19 protein-coding genes are annotated in these 22106 nt (G+C 37.3%); 4 read left to right on the top strand and 15 right to left on the bottom strand.

The features are described 5' to 3' along the window. Positions 1 to 26 precede the first annotated feature (26 nt). On the bottom strand, positions 27 to 500 hold the full coding sequence (locus ACP5Q2_RS01030; RefSeq protein ID WP_428096279.1) for a metallophosphoesterase: 474 nt from the start codon (positions 498 to 500) through the stop codon (positions 27 to 29). 87 nt (positions 501 to 587) lie between these two features. On the opposite strand from ACP5Q2_RS01030, the gene lysS reads away from it, so the two are divergent. Then, positions 588 to 2060: a lysine--tRNA ligase gene (gene lysS, locus ACP5Q2_RS01025; RefSeq protein WP_428096276.1), complete on the top strand. Its 1473-nt coding sequence runs from the start codon at positions 588 to 590 to the stop codon at positions 2058 to 2060. Next, entirely contained in the window at positions 2053 to 2997 is a 945-nt protein-coding gene (locus ACP5Q2_RS01020) for a GGDEF domain-containing protein (RefSeq protein ID WP_428096273.1), read from the top strand. The genes lysS and ACP5Q2_RS01020 overlap by 8 nt, the downstream gene beginning before the upstream one ends. A gap of 287 nt (positions 2998 to 3284) precedes the next feature. Here ACP5Q2_RS01020 and ACP5Q2_RS01015 read toward each other — a convergent pair whose 3' ends face one another. Next, a complete protein-coding gene (locus ACP5Q2_RS01015) occupies positions 3285 to 4175 on the bottom strand; it encodes a complex I NDUFA9 subunit family protein (RefSeq protein ID WP_424604708.1) in 891 nt (296 codons plus the stop codon). An 8-nt stretch (positions 4176 to 4183) separates the two neighbouring features. Next, positions 4184 to 4852 carry a JAB domain-containing protein gene (locus ACP5Q2_RS01010; RefSeq protein ID WP_428096268.1) on the bottom strand — a complete coding sequence of 223 codons (669 nt, stop codon included), beginning with the start codon at positions 4850 to 4852 and terminating at the stop codon, positions 4184 to 4186. 132 nt (positions 4853 to 4984) lie between these two features. Here ACP5Q2_RS01010 and ACP5Q2_RS01005 point away from each other — a divergent pair, with 132 nt between their 5' ends. Both ACP5Q2_RS01005 and ACP5Q2_RS01000 read left to right on the top strand, forming a co-directional pair. Then, positions 4985 to 5863, top strand: a complete 879-nt coding sequence (locus ACP5Q2_RS01005) for a P-loop NTPase (RefSeq protein WP_424604706.1) — start codon at positions 4985 to 4987, stop codon at positions 5861 to 5863. Between the two features lie 171 nt (positions 5864 to 6034). Then, positions 6035 to 6430 (top strand): PilZ domain-containing protein, encoded by a 396-nt coding sequence (locus tag ACP5Q2_RS01000; RefSeq protein ID WP_424604705.1) that lies wholly within the window; start codon positions 6035 to 6037, stop codon positions 6428 to 6430. A gap of 69 nt (positions 6431 to 6499) precedes the next feature. Here ACP5Q2_RS01000 and sucD read toward each other — a convergent pair whose 3' ends face one another. The 12 genes from sucD to ACP5Q2_RS00940 form a co-directional block, all read right to left on the bottom strand. Then, entirely contained in the window at positions 6500 to 7372 is an 873-nt protein-coding gene (gene sucD, locus ACP5Q2_RS00995) for a succinate--CoA ligase subunit alpha (protein WP_428096264.1), read from the bottom strand. Continuing rightward, a complete protein-coding gene (gene sucC, locus ACP5Q2_RS00990) occupies positions 7369 to 8550 on the bottom strand; it encodes an ADP-forming succinate--CoA ligase subunit beta (RefSeq protein WP_428096261.1) in 1182 nt (393 codons plus the stop codon). The genes sucD and sucC overlap by 4 nt, the downstream gene beginning before the upstream one ends. A gap of 195 nt (positions 8551 to 8745) precedes the next feature. Beyond that, a complete protein-coding gene (locus tag ACP5Q2_RS00985) occupies positions 8746 to 10512 on the bottom strand; it encodes an acyl-CoA dehydrogenase family protein (RefSeq protein WP_428096258.1) in 1767 nt (588 codons plus the stop codon). 18 nt (positions 10513 to 10530) lie between these two features. Continuing rightward, on the bottom strand, positions 10531 to 11709 hold the full coding sequence (locus tag ACP5Q2_RS00980) for a thiolase family protein (protein WP_424604701.1): 1179 nt from the start codon (positions 11707 to 11709) through the stop codon (positions 10531 to 10533). A 60-nt stretch (positions 11710 to 11769) separates the two neighbouring features. Continuing rightward, complete coding sequence (locus ACP5Q2_RS00975) at positions 11770 to 14145, bottom strand: 3-hydroxyacyl-CoA dehydrogenase/enoyl-CoA hydratase family protein (RefSeq protein ID WP_428096255.1); 2376 nt, start codon at positions 14143 to 14145, stop codon at positions 11770 to 11772. A gap of 10 nt (positions 14146 to 14155) precedes the next feature. Next, on the bottom strand, positions 14156 to 15976 hold the full coding sequence (locus ACP5Q2_RS00970; RefSeq protein WP_424604700.1) for an AMP-dependent synthetase/ligase: 1821 nt from the start codon (positions 15974 to 15976) through the stop codon (positions 14156 to 14158). 18 nt (positions 15977 to 15994) lie between these two features. Next, positions 15995 to 16960 carry an NAD(P)H-dependent flavin oxidoreductase gene (locus tag ACP5Q2_RS00965; RefSeq protein WP_428096252.1) on the bottom strand — a complete coding sequence of 322 codons (966 nt, stop codon included), beginning with the start codon at positions 16958 to 16960 and terminating at the stop codon, positions 15995 to 15997. A gap of 2 nt (positions 16961 to 16962) precedes the next feature. Beyond that, positions 16963 to 17262 carry a hypothetical protein gene (locus tag ACP5Q2_RS00960; RefSeq protein WP_424604698.1) on the bottom strand — a complete coding sequence of 100 codons (300 nt, stop codon included), beginning with the start codon at positions 17260 to 17262 and terminating at the stop codon, positions 16963 to 16965. A 7-nt stretch (positions 17263 to 17269) separates the two neighbouring features. After that, positions 17270 to 18187, bottom strand: coding sequence for an electron transfer flavoprotein subunit alpha/FixB family protein (locus ACP5Q2_RS00955; RefSeq protein WP_424604697.1), 918 nt, complete (start codon positions 18185 to 18187; stop codon positions 17270 to 17272). Positions 18188 to 18197: 10 nt separating this feature from the next. Further along, positions 18198 to 18956 (bottom strand): electron transfer flavoprotein subunit beta/FixA family protein, encoded by a 759-nt coding sequence (locus ACP5Q2_RS00950; RefSeq protein WP_428096247.1) that lies wholly within the window; start codon positions 18954 to 18956, stop codon positions 18198 to 18200. A 21-nt stretch (positions 18957 to 18977) separates the two neighbouring features. Continuing rightward, a complete protein-coding gene (locus ACP5Q2_RS00945; RefSeq protein WP_428096244.1) occupies positions 18978 to 20954 on the bottom strand; it encodes a heterodisulfide reductase-related iron-sulfur binding cluster in 1977 nt (658 codons plus the stop codon). Between the two features lie 11 nt (positions 20955 to 20965). Next, a complete protein-coding gene (locus tag ACP5Q2_RS00940) occupies positions 20966 to 22105 on the bottom strand; it encodes an acyl-CoA dehydrogenase (RefSeq protein ID WP_428096241.1) in 1140 nt (379 codons plus the stop codon). Between the last annotated feature and the right edge of the window lies 1 nt (position 22106).

The raw sequence follows: 22106 nt of genomic DNA, 5'->3' as shown, positions 1-22106 counted from the left end.
ACCTAAATTTCAAAAATCCAGATTAATCAAATCTCAACAAACTTACAATGCTTAGTTTCAGTGTCAATAATTGCAAATGTGGCCTTACCAGATACATATCCAGATAATGTGCCAGGGTTTACAATAAATTGTTCATCTTTGACTTTCAAGTAAGGATAGTGAGTATGTCCAAAAAATACAAAATCTACACTCTTATCTATATATTCAGCTATATCTCCCTCGTGAAACAATACAAAGGAGTATTCAGACACTTTAGTATAATGAGGTGGCTTGAAAAAGCGGTTGTTTGTAATCCTGTTTATCCCAATCCATTCACCATCATTATTCCCAAAAACTCCAACATAAGGCATTTTTAATGTATTTAGCAGTTTTGCCGAAAAAGGAGAACACACATCCCCCAGATGGAAACAATAATCCACACTCAGGCTATTTATCATGTCTATCGCCTTTGTTAATTTTTCTAAGTTATCATGCGTATCAGAAATTATAGCCAACAGCATAAAACACCTATAAAAATATTGTTTTTTTATAAAAATTGATTTATAAAATATCATATATACTATTATAATAAATTTCAAGAGGTATTAATGGAAAATCACAGGTTTGAAAAGCTTAAGAAACTCAAAGAAAATAATATACAGACATATGTAAATAGCTACAAAGTAACAACGGATATAGAGCCTTTGAAGAATAAATTTTTCGATGCCGATGAAAAAGGCCTGCTTGAAAATAAATATAAAGTAACTGTGGCAGGAAGAATAGTGTCAATGAGGCACTTCGGAAAAGCCACCTTTGCCACAATAAAGGATAGGACAGGTTCTATACAGATATATATTAAAAGAGATGATCTAACCGACGTGGAAAAGATATCCTTTGACAACACAGATGTTGGTGATTTTATAGGTATATCAGGTTTTCTATTTAAGACAAAAACAGGTGAGCTCACCATATATGCTGAAACATTTAAGATCCTCACAAAGGCTTTACGGGATCTCCCCGAAAAATGGCATGGATTAAAAGATATAGAGATAAGGCAGAGACAAAGATATGTGGATCTGATCGTTAATCCAGAAGTAAAAGATGTATTTAAAAAGAGAAGTCTTATTATAAAACATATAAGGGATTTCTTCTACAACAAAGATTTCCTTGAAGTGGAAACACCCATGATGCACCCCATTGCAGGGGGAGCAACAGCTAAGCCATTCATTACGCATCATAATACCCTTGATATGAGATTATACCTGAGAATCGCCCCGGAATTGTACCTAAAAAGACTGGTGGTGGGTGGGTTTGAAAGGGTATTTGAAATAAACAGAAATTTCAGAAATGAAGGTATCTCCACAAAACATAATCCGGAATTTACGATGATAGAATGGTACCAGGCTTATGCAGATTATTTTGACCTGATGAAAATGACTGAAGAATTAATATATGAAATTGCACTGAAAATCACTGGCTCACCCATTATCACTTTTGGCGACTATGAGATAAATCTCACCCCACCATGGGAAAAATTGACTTTGGAGCAGGCAATTGAAAAGTATGCAAAAATCCCGGAGCCAGAGCTTTCCTCTTATGAATTTGCCCTCAACAAAGCAAAAGAATTAAACATAAAAGTGGAAGATGGATGGGGTAGAGGAAAAATTGTCCTGACAATCTTTGAAACATTGGTGGAAGATAAACTGATTCAACCAACATTTATAATAGATTACCCCAAAGAGGTTTCACCTCTTTCCAAATCTAAAAAGGATAACCCAGAGATAACAGAGAGGTTTGAGCTTTTCATTGCTGGGATGGAAGTGGCAAACGGCTTTAACGAGTTAAATGACCCTATTGATCAATATGAACGTTTTGAAAAGCAGGTAAAAGCAAAGGAAGCTGGCGACGAAGAGGCTCACATGATGGACAAAGACTATATAAGGGCTCTTGAATATGGATTGCCACCTACAGCCGGAGAGGGATTAGGGGTAGATAGACTTGTGATGCTTCTCACAGACACTAAATCTATCAGGGAAGTGATTCTGTTTCCACAATTAAGACCCGAGGATGTAGGTGAATGAGTTTGTAGTTTACCACAACATCATTGACGAACAGTTACTTAGTCTTTTGAATAAGATATGCCATTCATTATCTTACTGTAAAGTCAATGAATATCTGGACAGCAACAATGTATTCTTTATTATCCACATAAAAAAAGAATCTGACCTTGAAGAGATAGATTTAAGCTATCTTGTGCAAAAAAACTTTGTTCTTATCATCACAGAAGAAATTTTAGCAGAGTTCTTTTACAAATTAAGCAATGACAACAGGTTCTTTATAGCAATAAATGGAAATAAAAATAAAGATCTCCTGGAAATAAACATAAAAGGGTTTATTAATTATGGATATAAAGTATATGAATTGTTAAACCAGATAGGGGAGCTGGAAGATAGGATTTTTGATCTTGCCTTCGCCACAACTGATGTCCTCGAACAAAAGGAGAAGATGGAAGATATAGCCATAAGAGATGGAATGACGAAGCTTTTCAACCATTCCTACTTTAGGGATACACTTTTGAAAAAATTTGAACATGCAAAACTAAATAATGAGATATTCACCATAGCGATATTAGATCTTGATTATTTCAAACATGTTAATGACAGATATGGGCATCTTAAAGGTGATGAAGTATTAAAAGCCTTTGCAATGACCATAGTAGAAAATATAGATGCCAAAAGAGATATCCCATCAAGATACGGCGGCGAAGAATTTGCAATTATTTTTGATAAACAGGATATAAAAGAGGCTACTAAAAAGATAGATGCAATCAGAAAATCACTCAGTGAAAAAGCATTTACATACGAGAATGCCTGTTTTAAAGTAACTTTCAGCGCCGGTTTAACCCAATATTCAGTTAAATTTATAGATATCGTAGAAATGATAAAATACGCTGACGAGGCACTTTACCAGAGTAAAAAAGATGGCAGGAATCGAAACACGATAAAACTAAAAGAGTGAGTTTGATACTGCTTCGAAGTTTGTGTAAGTAGTAAAAATATGGATTACTAAAAAACCAAACTTTAGAGCATATCCGCTGTATCAAATTTAAAATTAAATGAGACAAAATTACTGAAATTTTCCTTTTTATTGTTAAGAGTTAAGCGTTAAGTGTTAAGAAGTCCAACATTCAACGTTTTAACATTCTAACGTTCTAACTTTCCAACTTTCAATGTTAGAATTTATCGTTAAGCCTACTATAAATAGCAGAATTAGTATTTATACAAGTTATGTTACATAGTCTCAGGCTATTTTAAATATCTCTTTAAATATTCTTTAAAATTTTCTTTTTTAATCCCGGTAATCTTGAAAATTTCATCATTGTCACATACATTACCCTCTTTGAGCATTATGAATTGATCTTTTGTGATAGGAAACCAGCTGAAGTTCCCAAACAAGCCTATCCCAATTTCTATAAATAGCTCTGGCACGGGCAATAATAACCTTTTTCTTCCAGTCACTTCCATGATGATTTTTAAAAGCTGTTTGTAGCTAAACACCTCACCACCACAAATGGAAAACGTCCTATTATACGTTTTTTCTAAATCTATAGAGTTTACAAATATATCAGCCACTTCTGTAACACTTACCGGCTGCATAAGATATCCACCATCACCAAAATATGAAAAAATAGGCGTTTTTTTCATAAAATTATTCAACATATTAATAAAGCTATCATTTTCACCATAGATCAATGATGGTCTAAAAATTGTATATACTAGATTAGAGCTTTTCAGATATTCCTCTGCTTTATATTTCGTTTTGTGATAATTTGATACGGCATCATGTCTCGTACCATTTGCAGACATCTGGATAAAACGAGATACCCCTGCCTTCTTTGCAGCATCCACAACATTTTTGGTGGCAACAAAATGCATATTTTCAAATGTTACATTCCTTTCAGGAAACTCCCTTATAATCCCCACAAGGTTTATGGCCACATCACATCCAGAAATACCTTTTAAGACTGATTCTGCATCTAAAATATCCCCCAGGGCAATTTCGATATTTTCAGACCTAACCTTCAATCTCTTTTCATCTCTTACCAAAACTTTTACAATATACCCCTTTTCAACTAGTTTTTTTAGAATCTCCGACCCAACAAAACCTGTAGCACCTGTTAAAAACACTTTTTTCATAATTCCTCCTAAAAAATCTCTCTTTCTTTAAAAGAAAGATATCCGTATGGTGTCACCAGGACATGATCCAATAGGTTGATATCAAAAAGATCCAACGCCTTTTTTATTTTGATCGTAATCTCTCTATCATCTTTTGAAGGTTCCAACTTTCCGGATGGATGATTGTGGGCAATGATAACACCAACAGCTTTATTTTTAAGGGCATATTCAGCCACCTCCCTCACATGCACCTGCGAACAGTTCACAGTACCGTTAAACAGGACCTCCCAATCGATTACATCCCCTGCACTATTAAGAAGAATCACCATAAAAGACTCCTTATCCTGATAACCGATAGTACTTTTAATGTAATCATGTACATCTCTGGGGCTTTTGATAGTATCCTTATTGGAACTATGATTATGCAGAGACAATCTCCTCAAAAATTCTTTTATTATCTTAAAGAGCAGATCCACCTCTTCTCCAATTCCTTCTACTTTCTTTATATTTTTGAAAAAGATATTATTGAAATTACCTTCAATGAATTTTATAAGCTCTTTACTCTCTTTTTTTACATCCCTTCCTTTAATGACAAAACCTATTAGTAATTCGATAAGTTCATAATCCGGAATAGATTTTGGAGAGTCTTTAAATCTCTCTTTTAATCTTTTCCTATGCCCTAAGTAGTGCTTTTCCATACTTTAATTATACCATAAAATTCTGGAAAAAAAATTTTTTTTATATATATTATTGCATTGGAATTTGAAAAAATCGAGACTATTGCTACTAAAAATCTAAAATGCAAATTGTCTCAGAAAAATGGAGGTTTTATGTCAAGTTGCAATACCAATACAAGCTGTAGTAGTTGCTCTTCAAGTTCTTCATGTGATTCATCACAGCAGGAAAAACATACCGAAGAGATGTTGCAAAACAGATTAAAGGATATCAAATACCGACTTATGGTGATGAGTGGTAAAGGTGGTGTTGGGAAATCTACAGTAACTGTAAATTTAGCATCAGCCCTTGTACAACTGGGATATAAAGTTGGGATTATAGACGCGGATATCCATGGTCCAAACATCCCTAAAATGCTCGGAATTACTGAAAAAGGTGCAAGATCTGGATTAAATGGAATAATCCCCTTCGAACCATTACCAAACCTTTATGTAATGTCAATTGGTGTCCTTCTTCGGGATGACGATGATGCCGTAATCTGGAGAGCACCACTAAAGCATAGCGTAATTCAGCAATTTTTGACAGATGTTGATTGGGGATCCCTCGATTTCCTTCTTTTTGATCTACCACCTGGTACTGGAGATGAACCCCTATCAGTGTCCCACATATTAAAAGATGTGGATGGGAGTATAATAGTCACCACACCTCAAGAAGTGGCTCTACTTGATTCCAGAAAGTCAGTAAATTTTAGTAAAAAAATGAATATCCCGGTGTTTGGTATCGTAGAAAACATGAGTGGTTTTGTATGCCCCAAATGTGGTGAAAGGATAGATATATTTAAGACAGGAGGTGGCGAAAAAGCCGCCAGAGAGCTGGGGGTACCATTTTTGGGTAAAATACCTCTTGATCCAGATGTTGTTGTAAACGGTGATATGGGTAAACCTTATGTTTTCCAGAAACCACAATCGGAGGTTACTAAAGCATTTCTTGAGATTGCAAAGACCGTAGTAAAAATAGTTGAGAATAAAAATTAATTTTTTTGTTTACAGGTATTGACATTTTTAATTAATAATATATATTATTTTGAGCATCCTCCCCATCAATAAAGTTTCAACCCCTATTGGCCAGAGCAATTTGCTCTGGCTTTTTATTTTATTTTTTCATTTTTTGTGTTATAATTATATTTAATAAATATGAGGTTTATTATGGAAAGAAGGAAATATAAGCGATATTCAGGTATCCCTATAAGGGTTTTATTGAAAGATGAAAAAGATGGTTCTTTTAAAAATGTGAATCTTATAAACTTAAGTTTAGGTGGCATATTAATCAGAACAAATGAGGATATCTCAATTTATCAAAATTTTTTGGTAAAAATCGAAATCCCTTTAGAGTCAATCAATGCTTTTAAAAATCATGATAAAGATGTCGTATTTGCTAAAGCAATCGTATGGAGAATTGAAGCAGATAAAGAAAATTTCTCTATGAATAGCAATAATAACTTTTTTAATGCTGCTCTGAAATTTATTGAGATTGGAAAACATGAAAAAGAGATTATTGAAAATTATTTGAGCAATTTTGAAGAAAACGTCCCTTACGAATAGAGGTACTTTCTTACATATATATAAAAAAAGGGGGGAGATCCCTCCCCCTTAACTTATTATTAAAAACATCTATTTACCAAGAAATTTAGCAACCGTAGTTCCAATATCTGCAGGACTTACAACCACATGGGCACCCGCAGCAGTTAATGCATCCATCTTCTCCTTAGCTGTACCTTTACCACCTGCAATAATTGCTCCGGCGTGTCCCATTCTTTTACCTTTTGGAGCTGTCTGTCCGGCGATAAACGCAACAACAGGTTTTGTTATCTTCTCTTTGATAAGCTCTGCAGCCTCTATCTCCAGAGTACCGCCAATCTCACCAATCATAACGATTGCTTTTGTCTCCGGATCCGCTTCAAACATAGGCAGAAGCTCTTTATAGCTAAGACCAATGATAGGATCGCCTCCAATACCTACCGCAGTGGTAATACCATATCCCGCCTTTACTATCTGATTGCTCGCTTCATAAGTAAGAGTTCCAGATTTTGAAATCAGTCCCACGTTACCCTTTTTGAATATAAACCCCGGCATAATACCGATTTTACATTCTTCAGCAGTGATAATACCTGGACAGTTTGGTCCAATCATCATCATCCCTTTTTTGTTTGCATAAGCCTTGGCCACCATAATATCTCTTACCGGAGCCCCCTCTGTAATTGCAACTGCAAGCTTTATCCCGGCATCAGCAGCCTCCATTATTGCATCACCCAAAAATGCAGGTGGAACAAATATAATGCTTACTTCAGCCCCCGTGGATTTAACAGCCTCCTCTACCGTATTAAACACCGGCTTACCCAGATGATCGGTACCACCTTTACCTGGAGTAACACCACCAACAATATTTGTACCATACTCCATACACTGCTGAGCATGAAAAGATCCCTCTTTACCTGTAAATCCCTGTACAACTACTTTAGTGTTTTTATTCACAAGTATACTCATATCAATTCCCCCTTAGCTGCTTTTACAGCTTTAACAGCACCATCTTTCATATCTTTTGCGGGAATTATATTCTTAATCCCACAATTTTTTAGAATCTCAGCTGCTTCTTCAGCATTTGTCCCATCAAGTCTTACCACAACAGGAACCCTTACTTCAGTAACCTTTGCAGCTTCCACAATACCATTTGCGACCCTTTCACATCTAACAATTCCACCAAATATATTTACAAATATAGATTTAACGTTTGGATCCCTCAGTATTATTTCAAACCCTTTGGCAACCGTTTCTGCTGTAGCACCACCACCAACATCAAGGAAATTTGCAGGATTACCACCCTCATGTTTTATGATATCCATAGTAGCCATAGCAAGACCTGCACCATTTACCATACAACCCACATTGCCATCCAATTTTACATAGCTCAAATTGTAGTTTGATGCTTCTATCTCAGTGGGCTCTTCTTCGGTGAGATCCCTCATAGCCTGAGCTTCCGGCTGTCTAAAAAGTGCATTATTATCAAAAGATACCTTTGCATCAAGGGCTATGAATTTCTTGTCCGTAGTTCTAACGAGTGGATTTATTTCCACCAATTCAGCATCATAATCCTCGTAAACCTTATAAAGAGCTTGTACGAAATTAACAAACCTATTTACTTCCTCTCTTGGTAAATTCAATGCAAAAGCAAGTTTTCTGGCATGAAAAGGTTGGAATCCTATCAAAGGATCCACATGTACCCTAACGATCTTTTCAGGAGATTTAGCAGCCACCTCTTCTATCTCCATACCACCTTCAGATGAAGCAATAATCACAGGCATCTCCTTTGCTCTATCCAGAAGAATACTTAAGTAAAACTCTTTTTCAATATCCAGCCCTTCTTCAATATAAATTCTGCGCACCACCTTCCCTTCTGGCCCAGTTTGATGGGTAACAAGTGTTTTACCCAAAAGTGATTTCGCAATTAAACCAACTTCTTCCGTAGATCTTGCAATTTTTACACCACCAGCTTTACCTCTACCACCAGCGTGAATCTGAGCTTTTACAACCCAAACCTCTTTTTCACCGCCCAGTTGCTGTGCAATCTTTACGGCATTTTCTGCTTTAAAGGCCACGTAACCTTTTGGTGTTGGTACACCATACTTACGAAAAATCTCCTTTGCCTGATGCTCATGAATATTCATATCGACCCCTTATCTTTGCTTATTTTGATTTCAACCGAACTAAAAAAATGATATATCAATTGGTATGATATTTCAACCATCTTTTAATATAACTAAAATTTCAAAAAATTTTTTATTCTATATCTACCATAAATTTACTTTTAAACGATAGGTTAAAAACAGGTTTCCGCCATAGAGACGGAAACCTATAACTAATTATAAGATATACTTTTCTTTTTCAATAGCTTCTTTGGCAAGTTCTTTTTTAAATCTCAGTAAACCAGTTGCATCGTATTTTGTAAATCTCCTGATACCGCTTAAGAGTATATTAAGGTTATCACCCTCTTCTATAAAGAAGGCAACCTTTCTTGCTGCTCTGGAAATAGTCTCCACCGCCTCAAATCCAAATACTTTAGTGGCTGCTTCCATTAGCTCTGCCTTCCTATTTTTATTTTTACTGAGGTATTTTTCACTTCTTAACACTGCACTCTCAAATGCAAATATATTTATGGCTATATCCGCAAGAGATAATAATACCTCCTGCTGTTCATTTATATTATTCATATATTTCTGAACAGCAGAACCTGCAAGTATAAGGTAAAGAGTTTTAAGATTATTTAACGTATATTTCTCTTTTGCATATGGAGTTGATTCATCAATCTCATCAAAACTTGGAGTCATAAGCTGATTCACAGCTTTCATAGCCTCCTGAGTCAAAGGGATCTCACCTTTCATAGCTCTTCTAAGCATCATACCTGGTATTAAAAGCCTATTTATTTCATTGGTACCCTCAAAGATTCTATTGATTCGTTCATCTCTGTAAAATCTTTCCGCAGGGTACTCCTGAGAAAAACCATAACCACCAAAAATCTGAAGAGTCTCATCCACAACAAAAGCAAGAACATCACTGCAAAATACTTTTGAAATGGAGCATTCAATTGCGTACTCCTCTATCTTCTTCTGATAAACTTCATAGTAGTTTGGTAAAGATGGATCTATCTTATTCAATGCGTTGTCAAGAAGCCCGGCAAGTCTGTATATCAAAGATTCTGAAGCATATGTATAAGCTGTCATGTCAGCAATCTTTTCCTGAATTGCACCAAAACTACTAATCAGTCTATCAAACTGTTTTCTCACATTTGCATACTTTATCCCCTCTGCAAGAGCATATTTAGCAGCTCCTGTCACAGCTGCCGCCAGCTTAAATCTACCAACGTTTAATACATTGAAAGCAATCTTATGCCCTTTACCCACTTCACCTAAAACATTTTCCACTGGCACTTTTACATTATCAAGAATTACCTGTCTTGTGGATGAGCCTTTTATCCCCATCTTTTTCTCTTCAGCACCAAATGATAATCCAGGGGTATTTCTCTCTACTAAAAATGCAGTGAAGTGCTGTTTATCTACTTTTGCAAACACGGTAAAAATATCAGCAAATCCTGCATTTGTTATCCATTGTTTAGTACCATTTAAAATATAATATTTACCGTCATCAGATAATACAGCAGATGTTTTGGCCCCCAAAGCATCGCTACCAGAACCTGGTTCAGTAAGGCAATATGCCCCCAACCACTCACCGGTCAAAAGCTTTTCCAGATACTTCTCCTTCTGCTTTTTAGTACCGTAATAAACAAGGGGCAACGTACCAATACCTGTATGAGCAGCATAGGCTACAGAAAATGAACCACCCGGAGCAACTTTTTCCGCCACAAGCATACTTGTAGCTTTATCTAGATTTAATCCACCATACTCTTCTGGTCCATCAATCATTAAAAGTCCAAGCTCTCCAGCTTCTTTCATCAATTCGACAACTTTACCATAGTTTCCAGCATCTATCTCATCTATAAATGGAATAGCTTTCTCTGTAACAAATTTTTCTGTAGTCTCAGCCATCTGTTTCTGCTCATCAGAAAAATCCTCTGGTGTAAATACCGCATCAGCCTCTTCGGCTTTGATTAAAAATTCTGCACCTTTCAACATATCATTCCTCCATATTTTTTACATTAAATTTTCAAAAATACCGGCAGCACCCATACCACCACCGATGCACATAGAAACCATTCCATATTTTATATTTCTTCTCTTCATCTCATTTAAAAGAGTGGCTGTTAATTTCGTACCGGTACAGCCCAATGGATGTCCAAGAGCTATTGCACCACCATTTACGTTAATTATTTCGGGATTTAAACCAAGGTTTCTAATAACAGCCAATGATTGTGCAGCAAATGCCTCATTCAGCTCAATCAATCCTATATCGTTGAATGTAAGCCCTGCCTTTTGCATTACCACCGGGATCGATTTAACTGGTCCAATCCCCATAATCTCAGGTTCAACACCCCTTGCAGAAAAACCTACGAAGCGAGCCATAGGTTTTAAGTTGTACCTTTTAAGAAAATCTTCAGATACCACCAAACAAGCCGCTGCACCATCCGTCATCTGGGAAGAATTCCCAGCTGTTACCGAACCATTTATCTTAAACACAGGCTTAAGTTTAGCAAGCCCTTCATATGTGGTATCTTCCCTTGCCCCATCATCTATTGTAACGACTTCTTTTGTTTTAACTATGTTCCCTTTGGGGTCAAGGGTAGTGTACTCAATTTCCACCGGCACAATTTCATCCGCAAATTTCCCTTCTTTGATAGCCTTAACAGCTTTCATATGACTGTTTAGGGCAAACTGATCCTGATCCTCTCTTGATATTCCATATTTTTCCGCCACAAGCTCAGCGGTAATCCCCATTGAGGCGTACGTCTCAGGCCATTTAGAAATCAATCCAGGATTGGCGCTGTACTTCACCCCCCCCATAGGTATCATAGTCATTGATTCCACGCCTCCTGCCACTATACAGTCGGCAAATCCAGCCATAATTCTTTCTGCAGCTGTGGCAATTGATTGTAATCCTGAAGAGCAGAATCTATTAATAGTCATAGCTGGCACATCTATAGGTAGTCCGGCGATAAAACTGGCAACTCTTGATACATTCATCCCCTGCTCCCCCTCAGGAAAAGCACAACCTATAATTACATCTTCTATTAATTGGGGGTCTACCTGTGACCTTTTGACAGTCTCAGCAAGCACCTTCCCCAAAAGGTCATCCGGTCTTAAATCCTTAAATTTACCTCTTTTTGCTTTACATCCTGCACTTCTGTAAATACTCAATATATATGCTGCTTTCATTAAATCCTCCTAATATTTTCTATTTTTATATCTTTAAAAATCTTCACTCCAAATGTTATCCTAATTCCTCAATGGTTTCCCTTTTGTCAGCATATGTTGAATCCTTTCCATGGTCTTTTTCTGCATACAAAGCTTCACAAAAGCTTCCCTTTCCAACTTCAGCAGGTATTCTTCCGTTATTAATGTTCCGGCATTCACATCCCCACCTGTGATAACATCTGCAATTAATCCACCGATAAATTCTTCATATTCAGTAATCATTCCACCAACTTTCATATTCCATAACTGACTTTTTATACTTGCAGCAACACTTCTTCCGGGTGCTTTGAGATTTACCAAAGGTGATTTAGGGATATAGTTTTGGGCAAGTGCAAGGGCCATATATTTTGCATCGTTTATTAAATTATCCACGTTCATAGATATCTTATCCTTATCTGTCATATAATGCATATCATAAAGTTCAGCGGCAGACATAGATACTTTTGCTGTGGCTATGTTCATGAAGAATTTGAATATAAATGGTGAAACATCCGTCTGATATTTTTCTGCAAGCTGGATAGCCCTTATAGCCATCTCTTTTGTACCACCACCAGCAGGTAAGATACCTACGCCAACTTCAACAAGCCCCATGTAAGTTTCAGCATGTGCCACTATGGCATCTGCATGTAAACAGTATTCACATCCACCACCAAGCACAACATTAAAAGGCGCTGCCACAACAGGAATCGAAGAATACTTAATTGCCATTGTGGCATCCTGGAACATCTTAACCATCATATTTATGTCATCGTACGCACCTTCCGCCAGCGCTGTAGCCAACATTGCAAGATTTGCACCAGCAGAAAACATCTTACCCTGATTAGCTATTACAAGAGCTTGTGCTTCCTCTTCAGCTCTTTTAATAGCCCTTTTGGTCATAGACAGGATATCACCACTTATGGAATTCATCTTGGTGTGAAACTCAAGACAATATACACCATCCCCCAAATCTAATATTGATGCACCTTTATTTGACTCGATTACCTTATTCCCTTTCTTTAATATCTCAAGATTTATCTGTTTTGGATGTTGTACAACCTCTTTATAGCTGCCGCTGATTACATCAAAGTAGTATTTTTTACCATTTTCAAATTTATAAAATTGCTCTACAGATCTAAGCTTCTCTGGTACAGCCACCCCATCTTTATCGCATTTCTTGACAAAATTTGCCACACCAATTGCATCGAAAATCTCAAATGGTCCAAACTCCCAGTTGTAACCCCACTTCATTGCATTGTCTACATTTACAATATCATCAGATATTTCAGGTATTCTTTTGTAGGTATAGATAAGCGTGTCTCTTAACACTCTCCAGGCAAATTCAGCTGCTTTATCGTTTGAAAATACGACTGTTTTAATACGAGTGGTAAGATCATCTATTTGCTTTGCCGCAGTTGTGGAAGCAAATTTTGGTTTTTCAAGCGGTTTATATTCCATTGTATTTAAATCTAAATAAAATCTTTCAGAACCATTCTTTGTATAGAAACCTTTCTTAGACTTATTGCCATTTAATCCCATTTCAACCATTTTGGAAAGGAATGCAGGTATCTGATAAACCTCCCTCTCTTCATCATTTGTCAAAAGTGCATAAGAATTTTTACCAATATGAGCTATGGTATCATTACCCACAAGATCCGCCAGTTTGAATATTGCCGTTTTCGGCATACCTATGGCAGGACCCGTTACGGAATCAGCCTCTTCAACTGTCAGCCCCAAATCTGCAAGATGTTTAAATGCCTTGAAAATGAGATACACACCTATTCTATTTCCTATGAAGTTTGGCGTATCCTTGGCATAAACAATACCTTTCCCAAGCCTGTTTGATATAAACTCAGCCATAAATTTTGTGATAGCTGGATCTGTCCATTCATTCGGGACAATCTCCATCAGTTTCATATACCTTGGTGGATTGAAGAAATGTGTTACGAGGAATCTCTTTCTGACATCTTCCGGCATCACTTTTGCCAGTTCATTTACGGACAAACCAGATGTATTTGTGGACAAAATAGCATCTTTTTTAAGATTGGGAACAACCTTTTCCTGAAATAAGCTCTTTTTGATATCCATATTTTCCACTACAACTTCCACTACCCAGTCAGCATCAGCTAACTTCTGGATATCATCCTCAAAATTACCTATTTCGATGAGGTTTATATTCTCCTTGAGAAATAGTGGTGAAGGCTTCATAGTCAGCAGACCATCATACCCTTTCTTAACTATTTTATTTCTAAACTCTTTTGATGACTCGCTAAGACCTTTTTTTAGATCCTCATCATCCAGTTTCTTAGGTACTATATCCAGTAAAAGTACCTTAATACCAGCATTTGCCAAATGAGCGGCAATTGTGGCTCCCATCACACCAGAACCTAAAACAGCTGCTTTCTTAATTTGCATCATATCCTCCTTTTTATTGACAGTTTCCATTATTTTCATACAAACATTCGATAATATCTTTATACTTGTTGTAGATATTTTTTCTTCTCAGCTTCAAAGTGGGGGTAATTTCACCACCTTCTATGGTGAATTCCACAGTGATAATTGAAAACTTTTTTATCGTTTCATATTTAGCAAGCTTTGAGTTGATAGCTGCAATTCTTTCATTATAAAGTTTTATAACTTCAGGATTTTTAACAAGGTCTGAGATATCCAGATAATCTATCCCTTTTTCTTTGGCAAACTCCAGAAGCCTTTCCATATTTGGCACCAACAAGGCTACTAAATAAGGCTTTCTGTCGCCATGCACATAAGCCTGGGAGATGTATTTATCAAGTTTCAGCTCATTTTCGATATGTTGTGGAGATATATTTTTACCTCCGGAAGTGACAATGAGCTCCTTCTTCCTATCAACAATGTAGATATAACCATCTCTTATCTCACCTATATCCCCTGTTTTAAACCAATCCCCTTCAAAAGCCTCTTTCGTAGCTTCTTCATTCTTGTAGTATCCTTTCATTACCATTGGCCCTCTTACAAAGATCTCACCATCTTCGGCTATCTTAAACTCAGTTTCTTCAAATGGTGTACCTACAGAGCCGATTCTAATGTGGCTTGGACAGTTGATACATATTCCTGGGGATGTTTCCGTCAAACCATAACCTTCATATACCGGAATACCTATTGCCCAGAAGAACTCGTTTATGTTTTTATCCAAAGGGGCTCCACCGGAAACAAACCCTTTAAATCTGTTTCCAAACCTTTCCCTTATCTTTGAAAATATAAGCTTATCGTAAAACTTATATTTTAGTTCTGATAATGTATCGACATTTTTCTCCTCATACTTCTTATGGACATACCATCTACCGAATTCAATAGCCTTATGGAACAAGCTCTTTTTAAAAGATGGCATACTATGAACGTTTTCATATATACGGGAGTAAATCTTTTCAAATAACCTTGGTACACTTATCATCATCGTTGGGTTTACTTCAAGAATATTCTGTGCTACTTTATCAATATTTTCTGCAAATACTATTTCACAGCCATTATACACAGGGATATAATACCCAACGCTTCTTTCAAGAACATGGCTTAGGGGCAAAAAGCTTAAAAAAACCTCTTTATCCGACATGATCTCAATCTTTTTTGTACCCAGGAATATCTCAGACATTAGATTTCTATGGGTAAGCATTACCCCTTTTGGGAAGCCAGTTGTCCCAGATGTGTAGATGATTGTGGCCACATCTTCAGGTTTAATCTCACTTATGCCACTTTCTATACTTCTCTTTTCCTCATCATTTAAAGGAATGGAAATCTCTGATATTTGCAGGAAAGTAAACACAGGCAAGGCTTTGTCACTCATGAATCTATCAAAAGAGAACACATATTCCACAGAAGGTATCCTATCTCTTATGGAATAGAGTTTATCGAATTGTACCTTGTTTGATATAAAAACAGCTTTGGATTCAGAGTTGTTTAAAATATACTCTATTGTTTCAGGTGTATTTGTTGGGTATATAGGGACAGTGATAGCTCCACACATCTGTATAGCCATATCTGTAATAATCCACCCGGGTCTATTTTCTGATAGGATGGCCACCCTATCTCCTTTTCTCACACCAATTTTCTTAAGCCCCCTTGCCATCATCAAAACAAGCTCATAGTATCTCTTGTAAGGAATATGTATAAAACTATCACCTTTTTTATACCCAAACGCTAAATGGTCTGGATATTTTTCAACAGTTCCCTTAAGCATTTCCACTACGGTATCATAACCGTATCTCTTTTCCATATCATCCTCCCCTAATTATTAATTCACTATATTCTTAAGTCTTTCGAATGAGGATTTCGCTTCTGAAATTATTCTTTCCACCAGTTCTTCCACACTGGGAATATCCCTTATAAGCCCTACAACCTGACCACATCCGAAGATAAAGCCTTCTGTATCCCCTTCCACCAAACATCTCTTACCATTCATGCCGCTGAGAAGTGGAGCAAGTTCCATCAGCCCTCTACCCTCTTTTTCCATCTTTTCCACAAGCTCCGCCTGTTTATTTCTCAACACCCTTATAGTATTTTTCAGAGTCCTCTCTATTAGCATTGTATCATTTTCGGTAGCTTCCACTAACCTTTTTTTGATATTATCATGTATAGGAGCCTCTTTTGTTGCCATAAACCTTGTCCCCATGTTAACACCACAAGCACCAAGACTTAATGCAGCCAACAATCCTCTACCATCCCCAAAGCCACCTGAGGCAATCACAGGTATTTTGATAGCATCCACAGTAATAGGTATCAGTATGAGGGATGTCACATCCAGTTCCCCGGGATGTCCGGCACACTCAAATCCATCAATAGACACAAAATCACACCCTATCTTTTCAGCTTTCAATGCATGTTTCACAGATGTACATTTGTGAATAACTTTAACACTGTTCTTCTTTAACTTCTCCATAAATTGTTCTGGATTATTACCAGCAGTCTCGACAATCTTAACACCACTATCTATGATAACATCTATATATGCATCATAATTTATCTGTCTCAACGTTGGCAACATCGTTATATTTACGCCAAATGACTTATCAGTCATTTTTTTCGTTTCATCTATCGCTTTTGCTAAAAGTTCTGGAGTTTCGTATGTTAACCCAGATAAAATACCGAGACATCCTGCATTCGACACGGCAGAGACCAGTTCAGGCTTAGAAATCCACATCATACCACCCTGAACTATCGGATATTTTAAATTTAAACTCTCAGTCAAAATTGTTTTCATACTCAACCCCTATTTAAAGATTTAAAAAGTTTACCCAAAAGGTCCGGATTATTCGTTTTTAGTGAACCGGTGGCTATATCCATAAGTCCGGGAGTATAGTTCTCCTCCCAGACTTTTTTTAATAACTTCTCAGTCACTTTTACTACACAATCAGCATTTTCTGGTTTCCCATCAGTGATGGTAAGTTTCCCATCTTTTGCTACTATTGTTTTCTTGATTCTATCATCCACATTTAGATAGTAGGTGGCATTTAATTCTATACTGTTAAAATTTTGCACCATCTTTTCAAAAATCCTCTCCATTTTCCACCTACTTTTTCAATGTTTCTATTAAAACAGGTATAAATTGATTCAGATCAGCCACCACAAGAAGCTCCGCCACTTCCCCAATAGGTGCATCCTTATCAACATTGATAGCCAATACATGTTCGGCCTTTTTCATACCTGCCAGATGCTGTATTGCCCCGGATATACCGCAAGCCACATAAAGTTTTGGAGATACTGTCTGTCCAGTAGTCCCCACTTGCCTTGAATGTGGTACCCAACCTGCATCAACCACAGGCCTACTTGCTCCAAGCTCACCACCAAGGGCTTTTGCAAGAGATTCTACGATCACCACGTTATCCTTCTTCCCTATACCTCTACCAGCACTTACAATTATTTGAGCTTTAGTGAGATCAACATCCTTTTTCTCCGCTTCTTCATAACCTTTGAATTGATATTGTGATGCAGTGTCGATATCCACCATTTCAAACCCAGCTTTTTCGGAAGGTTTAACCGCCTGAAATGCTCCCCCCTGAATAGTCAACACTATCGGTTTACCATTTGATTTGTATACTTTTCTTAACTTGTTATTGCAAAAAGGCATCACGAATGAACCATTCTCCACACCAACAACCTCAGAATACTGGGCAACTTTCATTTTTGCAGATATCCTCGGTGCCAAATCCCAACCATAGGAAGAATGATGAAAGACAATATAGTCTGGTTTCTCAGCTTCGATAACCTTTAGCAAAAGATCTCTATGCAGAGATGGGTTGTATTCCGTATATTTACTGGAATCCGCCAGATATGTTTTCACATTACTGCCAAGAGCCGGAAGATCATCTTTATTTCCAACCGCAAAAATCACTTTTTCTGCATTTAATAGTTCTGCGAATGCCGCAAGTTCATATATAGATTCTAATAATTTTCCTTCTCTATATTCTGCCACTAAAAGTGCTTTCATATATACCTCCCTAAATTCCTACTTTTTCTTTCAGATAAGCAGCTACCTTCTGAGCAAGATCCTTTACATCCCCTTCAAGAATAACGGCTCCACCTTTCTTTTCTGGGTAAAATACCTTTTCAATCTCTGAGAGATTTTGAGGATTTGAAAGTGGAAGAGTCTCTATATCTTTTTTCTTAGCCTTCATTATATTAGGAAGTGTAGGATACCTTGGCTCATTCAAACCAAGCTGACATGTCAAGACTGCGGGAGTTTTTACACTAACAATAGCTTTTTTACCCCCCTCCAGCTCTCTTTTTACCGTAATTTCACCATTATCATACTCAAACCCCACAATAGTTGTCACCGTAGGGATACCCAATAATTCACCCAGAATGACGCCAACCTGGGCGGAACCTTTATCCTGAGACTGCATTCCGGTAAAGATGAGGTCAAATTTTTTATCCTTTGCATACTCATAAATTGCATAAGCCTTAGCATAGGAATCGAGCATCTCCTCATTTTCGTAAACAATGTGAACACCTTTATCACACCCCATAGCCAACGCCTTTTTGATAGCTTCTTTTACCCTTTCTGCTCCTATTGATAAGACTATCAGATTGGAGTCTGCAATCTTTTCCCTCAATCTTACAGCCTCTTCCACGGCATACTCATCATACTCATTCATCTTAAAGGCGATGTCGGCATCTTCAAACCATTTTCCATCCCCTCTTATTTTAAATTTAGCCTCCATATCGGCCACCTGCTTAACACAGACAAGTATATTCATAATCTACCTCCATCGATTCTTTTATCTAATTCTTTCAGCAACTATCTCAGCCAAATCTTTTATTTTTATCTTTGAGTCAAGCTCTGTAACCTTCAAACCATCTTCAAACATAGTGGTACAGAAAGGACAATTGCTTACGATCAGTTTAGAACCTGTTTCTTCCGCCATTTTCACCCTCAGTGCACTGATTTTTGTACCCTTTTCATCCACAAATACCCTTCCACCGCCACCACCGCAACAGAAGCTATCCTCTCTATTTCTTGACATCTCATTTATTCTACCACCAAGAGTCTTAATAACTCCCCTCGGCTCTTCATAAATTTCCATATATCTACCGATGTAGCAGGAATCGTGGTAGGTACATTCAAAGTCTGTTTTTTCAAGAGTAATTTTACCAGTGTTGATAAGCTCCGCAATAAACTGCGTATGATGCTTTACAGGTATATCAAGCCCCAGATCTTTATAATCTCTACCTAATGTATTAAAGCAGTGTGGACATGTGGTAACGATAGCGTTGACGTTATACTTGTTGAAATTTTCGATGTTTTCATTTGCCAGAGTCTGATAGAGGTATTCATTACCCAATTTTCTGACAGGTTCACCGCAACATTTCTCCTCTTTCCCCAATATACCAACCTTTAAGCCAGCCTTTCTACATATCTCCACAAAGCTTTTGGCAATGGCAATATTTCTCTTATCGTAGGAACCATAACAGCCCACAAAGTATAGGATATCGTAATTCCCGCCATCCGAAAACACTCCAACACCCAGCTCCTTACTCCAGTCTCCTCTTGAAGCATAAGGGAAACCGAAAGGATTCCCATTCACCTCTATATTGTTTACCGCGAGCATAACTTCTTCACCAGGAAAATCCCCTTCCATAAGCACAAGATTCCTTCTCATATTTAAAATCTTGTTTACATGCTCTATTTCAGCAGGGCAGATCTCCTGACAGTTTCCACAAGTGGTGCATGACCATAAAGTATCTTTGGTGATCTCTTCAATTAGATTGGCCTCAGCATTACCAAAAGCAATATCATTCAACTTATTTATAAGCTTCATAGGAGACAACGGCTTATCAGATGCATAAGCTGGACACCTATCCTGGCATCTCTTACACTTCGTACATGCATCCGTATCAAAGATATCCTTCCACGTGAGATCCTTTAATTCGTTTACTCCAAATTTCTCCTGTTCCTCCGTTTCAAGATCAATTGTATCGATATACCCCTTGGGCTTATCACTTGTGAATATGTAATTTGCTGGAGTAAGTACTATATGTTTGAATTTCGTTAATCCTATGGAGATAAAAAATCCCGCCACACTGAAAAGATGTACCCACCAAAAAAATTTGTGTGCCGCCTTGATACTATCAACCTGCATACCTTGAAAGATCTTTGCCCACAAAAGCCCCACCGGTGAATAAACGTATAGATAAGGTTTATCCATCTCAGTGGATGCCATCCTGAGCCCTTCCACCACAAATCCTGTAATGATGATTAAAAATAGGAGCCCATGCATGATGTAGTCATCCTTTGTTGTTTCAAGACCAGCAGGTCTAATTATAAACCTTCTTATAAAAAAGATCACCATCATAAGAAACAACAGTAATCCCGCGATATCAGCAAACAAAGAAAAGAATTTATAAAATGTACCCTTCAAAAATTTAATCCCAAAAACAGGATCGAGAATATCCGCCTGTAAAAAAACCAGTGTAGTAACAACCACTAAAATCAAAAAGCTGAAAAAAAGGATAGCATGGACATACCCATAACCTTTATCTCTCATCACCTTTATCTGCCCCAGGGCATTTCTTATCATGTACCAAACTCTACCACTCAGATTTTCTGTACGGTTTACATCTCTACCCAATTTGTAAACAGCAATCCTCTGGTAAAGCTTATATATGGCAAATGCGATTGATCCCAATGCAATAAGATACATAGGAATCAACACCGAATGCCCTACATTCCAGTAAATTTCCCTTGAAAATTCCATATTGTTTTACCTCACTTAAGCAGCATTTTTGAAATTACTATCCTTTGAACTTCATTGGTGCCTTCGTAGATTTCAGTGATCTTGGCATCTCTATACATCCTTTCCACTTCATATTCGCAAATATATCCATATCCACCAAAAATCTGAACAGCCTCTTTGGTGACATAAGTTGCCACTTCAGAAGCATACATCTTACAAATAGCCGATTCCATGGCGTTTGTTTTCTTCATATTTTTAAGCCATGCCGCCTTATAGGTGATAAGCTTTGCAGTCTCTATCTTTGCTATCATATCAGCAAGTTTAAATTGTATAGCCTGGTTTTCAGATATCGGTTTACCAAACTGCTTCCTCTCTTTTGAGTATGCAAGAGCCCTTTCAAATGCCCCTTCTGCAATACCAAGAGCCTGAGCAGCTATCCCTATTCTTCCTCCGTTTAACGTTTCCATGGCTATTTTAAACCCATCCCCCTCTTTTCCCAATAGATTTTCCGCCGGAATCTTTACATTATTAAAACCGATGGCGGTGGTGTAGCTACCTCTGATACCCATTTTTTCTTCATTTTTCAGTATTTCCACACCCTCACTTTCAAGATCGATAATGAATGCAGAAAGACCTTTATGTTTTAACGATCTATCAAAACTCGCAAAAACTACCCCAATCCCTTTAAAACCACCATTGGTGATGAATATCTTATTACCATTCAATACGAAGTAATCCCCTTCCTTCTTGTAAGTGGTCTGAATATTTGCCACATCGCTACCAGCCTCTGGCTCTGTAAGAAGAATGCAGCCGATCTTTTCCCCTTTTGCCAACAGAGGTAAATATTTTTTCTTCTGGGCTTCACTTCCATAGCTCAAAATTGGATCGCAGGCAAGCGACGTATGGGCAGATATCATTACTCCTGTTGATCCACAGGCCTTTGAAACCTCTTCAACAGTCATAATATAGGAGAAATAGTCCATTCCTGCCCCACCATACTCTTCTGGGATGTATGTACCAAGCAGTCCAAGCTCAGCCATCTTTTTTATTAGACTATCGGGTATTTTATGATCTCTATCTATCTGCTGTGCAAAAGGTTTCACCTCTTTATTAACAAAATTCACCAACATATCCTGAAGCAGCTTATGTTCCTCTTCAAAATCGAAATTCATT

This window comes from Calditerrivibrio sp. (assembly GCF_049968475.1).
In the GTDB taxonomy this organism is placed as follows: domain Bacteria; phylum Chrysiogenota; class Deferribacteres; order Deferribacterales; family Calditerrivibrionaceae; genus Calditerrivibrio; species Calditerrivibrio nitroreducens_A.
Note: the sequence above shows the minus strand (reverse complement) of the source record. Positions and strands in the feature narration are given on the sequence as shown.

Excerpts from the sequence above, each read along its gene's own strand:
- ACP5Q2_RS00960 (WP_424604698.1), bottom strand. The coding sequence starts at position 17,262 with ATGGAGAGGATTTTTGAAAAGATGGTGCAAAATTTTAACAGTATAGAA.
- ACP5Q2_RS00955 (WP_424604697.1), bottom strand. The coding sequence starts at position 18,187 with ATGAAAGCACTTTTAGTGGCAGAATATAGAGAAGGAAAATTATTAGAA.
- ACP5Q2_RS00940 (WP_428096241.1), bottom strand. The coding sequence starts at position 22,105 with ATGAATTTCGATTTTGAAGAGGAACATAAGCTGCTTCAGGATATGTTG.
- lysS (WP_428096276.1), top strand. The coding sequence starts at position 588 with ATGGAAAATCACAGGTTTGAAAAGCTTAAGAAACTCAAAGAAAATAAT.
- ACP5Q2_RS00975 (WP_428096255.1), bottom strand. The coding sequence starts at position 14,145 with ATGATGCAAATTAAGAAAGCAGCTGTTTTAGGTTCTGGTGTGATGGGA.
- sucD (WP_428096264.1), bottom strand. The coding sequence starts at position 7,372 with ATGAGTATACTTGTGAATAAAAACACTAAAGTAGTTGTACAGGGATTT.
- ACP5Q2_RS01005 (WP_424604706.1), top strand. The coding sequence starts at position 4,985 with ATGTCAAGTTGCAATACCAATACAAGCTGTAGTAGTTGCTCTTCAAGT.
- ACP5Q2_RS01015 (WP_424604708.1), bottom strand. The coding sequence starts at position 4,175 with ATGAAAAAAGTGTTTTTAACAGGTGCTACAGGTTTTGTTGGGTCGGAG.
- ACP5Q2_RS00985 (WP_428096258.1), bottom strand. The coding sequence starts at position 10,512 with ATGTTGAAAGGTGCAGAATTTTTAATCAAAGCCGAAGAGGCTGATGCG.
- ACP5Q2_RS01030 (WP_428096279.1), bottom strand. The coding sequence starts at position 500 with ATGCTGTTGGCTATAATTTCTGATACGCATGATAACTTAGAAAAATTA.
- ACP5Q2_RS01010 (WP_428096268.1), bottom strand. The coding sequence starts at position 4,852 with ATGGAAAAGCACTACTTAGGGCATAGGAAAAGATTAAAAGAGAGATTT.
- ACP5Q2_RS00970 (WP_424604700.1), bottom strand. The coding sequence starts at position 15,976 with ATGGAAAAGAGATACGGTTATGATACCGTAGTGGAAATGCTTAAGGGA.
- sucC (WP_428096261.1), bottom strand. The coding sequence starts at position 8,550 with ATGAATATTCATGAGCATCAGGCAAAGGAGATTTTTCGTAAGTATGGT.
- ACP5Q2_RS00950 (WP_428096247.1), bottom strand. The coding sequence starts at position 18,956 with ATGAATATACTTGTCTGTGTTAAGCAGGTGGCCGATATGGAGGCTAAA.
- ACP5Q2_RS00945 (WP_428096244.1), bottom strand. The coding sequence starts at position 20,954 with ATGGAATTTTCAAGGGAAATTTACTGGAATGTAGGGCATTCGGTGTTG.
- ACP5Q2_RS01000 (WP_424604705.1), top strand. The coding sequence starts at position 6,035 with ATGGAAAGAAGGAAATATAAGCGATATTCAGGTATCCCTATAAGGGTT.
- ACP5Q2_RS00980 (WP_424604701.1), bottom strand. The coding sequence starts at position 11,709 with ATGAAAGCAGCATATATATTGAGTATTTACAGAAGTGCAGGATGTAAA.
- ACP5Q2_RS00965 (WP_428096252.1), bottom strand. The coding sequence starts at position 16,960 with ATGAAAACAATTTTGACTGAGAGTTTAAATTTAAAATATCCGATAGTT.